The following is a 1,977-nucleotide window of genomic DNA, read 5'->3' as shown; positions in this document are numbered from 1 at the left end:
TGTCGGATCCCAGCTGATGCCTGACGTTCTGGTCCCAGGCGATGCCTGACGGTGGGCCTAGACAACGTAGGGAGCCCCGTGGGGCTTGTTCGCTTTCACGTTACGGACCGGAACGTCGGTCGTGCGCCGGATCACCCGGACCTGACCGTCCAGATCGACGCTGATCGTCGTGTCCGAGACGTGCACGGTCACGGTCTGCCCTGCGTACGGGCGGCCCAGGGCCACGACCTGGCGGCAGACCATGACCGTGCCGACCGCGCTGACCCGCCGCTGCACCCGCACGGGCTCGATGCCCGGACGCGGTGGCGGTCCGGCCGGACGCAGGCCCCGCAGTCTGCGGATTTCATCGCCGGTCAGCGGGTTGGGCCGCACCCGCAGCAGCTGTCGTGAGGACAGGTCGAAGAACGACAGCGTCTCGTCGTCGATGCGGATGCCGACCTGGCGGCCGCCGAGGATCTCCGCCGCCAGCACCTGGTGCCCGCCCAAGCCCACCAGTCCGCTGTTGTTCACGACCCGGTCCACCTCGAACGCCACCCCGTCCCCGGCCGGCAGCGGGGCCGGACCGGCCACACGTCCGCCCCGGGCCGCCAGCCGCCCCAGATCCGCCACCGACAGGTGCGAGCGCACGGTCTTGATCCGCGTCCCGGCGATCAGCAGGTGGATCACCGCAGTGTCGGCCCAGAACGTCACCGTCAGCCCCGAGCGGGACGGGCCGAGCCAGAACTGCTTGCCCGCGACCTGCAGATTCCCACTCGCAGGCACCACCCGCTCGAACTCCACCGGCCCGCCCTCCTCCACCCGCACCACCGCCGCAAGAGGAGCCGGGGCAGGCACCGCCCCGACCGGATCCGGCACCACGGCGGGAGCCGACCGCTGCTGCGGCACCAGCGCCAGCACTCCAGGAATCCTCAGGCCCAGCACGTCCCGCTCCTGCTCGGGGACAGGGGTGAACCGGTCGCCCGGGGACTGCATGTCCAGGGCCTGATGCGGACGCTCGGAGTTGTATTCCTCCACCCAGCGATCCAGTGCCGCCTGAGCCTCCTCGATGCTCTCGAACGTCCCGCAGTCGTCGAGGAGTTCGCGCCGCAGCGTCTGATGGAACCGCTCGACCTTGCCCGTCGTGGTCGGCGAGGCCGGCTGGGTGAGCCGGTGCGCGATCCCGTTCTCCCGGCAGATCCGGTCGAACAACACCTCACCACCATGGCCGAACCGGTCGGTGAACTGCTTGCCGTTGTCGGTCAGCACCTCCTCCGGCACCCCGAACACTTGCAGGGCCCGGGCGAACGCCGCACACACCGCCCGCCCGGTCGCCCGCTCGACCACCGACGCGATCACGCAGAAGCGGGAATGGTCGTCCACCCCGGTCACGACCTTGGCCTCGGTCAGCTCGCCGGTGACCGGGTCGACCAGCATCACCCCGCCGACGATGTCCATCTGCCACAGCTGCATCGCACGGTCCCGCTGCCAGCGCTTGTAATCCGACCGCTTCCGCCGCCGCACCCCCGGCTCCACCAGCCCATGCCGCACCAGGATCCGATACACCGTCATCCGCGACGGCACCGGCGCCACCGCCCCGGACCGCTCCAGCACATGAGCGATCCGCCGCGGACCCCACCGCGGATGCTTGCACCGCAGCTCACACACCGCCGCCTCCACCTCGGCAGAAGCCTGATGCGGACACGAAGCCGGCCTATGCGACCGGTCCGCCAGCCCGGCCAGACCCGAAGCCTCATACCTCGACTTCCACCCGCTGACCGTCTGCCGCGAGACGCCCAGCGACGCCGCGACCTCCGTCACCGTCGCACCCGCCAGCACGGCCAGGACAGCCCGGTATCTCTGCTCGACAACCGACAACTCCACCAGAGCCAATCCCGGCCTCCCCACACGCGCCGCAACGACACGCACAGAAAAGCCGATCACGGCCACCGTCAACCATCAGCTGGGATCGAACTGTCAAGCATCACCCGGGATCGGACA

Annotated in this window: 1 protein-coding gene; it reads right to left on the bottom strand. The window is 70.2% G+C overall.

The window, feature by feature from the left end:
• Window positions 1–57 precede the first annotated feature (57 nt).
• Complete coding sequence (locus ACFYYF_RS41525) at window positions 58–1,869, bottom strand: IS481 family transposase (RefSeq protein ID WP_388784807.1); 1,812 nt, start codon at window positions 1,867–1,869, stop codon at window positions 58–60.
• Between the last annotated feature and the right edge of the window lie 108 nt (window positions 1,870–1,977).

It is taken from the genome of Streptomyces sp. NPDC001914 (genome assembly GCF_042891215.1).
Taxonomy (GTDB): Bacteria; Actinomycetota; Actinomycetes; order Streptomycetales; family Streptomycetaceae; genus Streptomyces.
The sequence above is the reverse complement of the archived record's forward strand: the minus strand, read 5'-3'. Positions and strand labels throughout refer to the sequence as shown.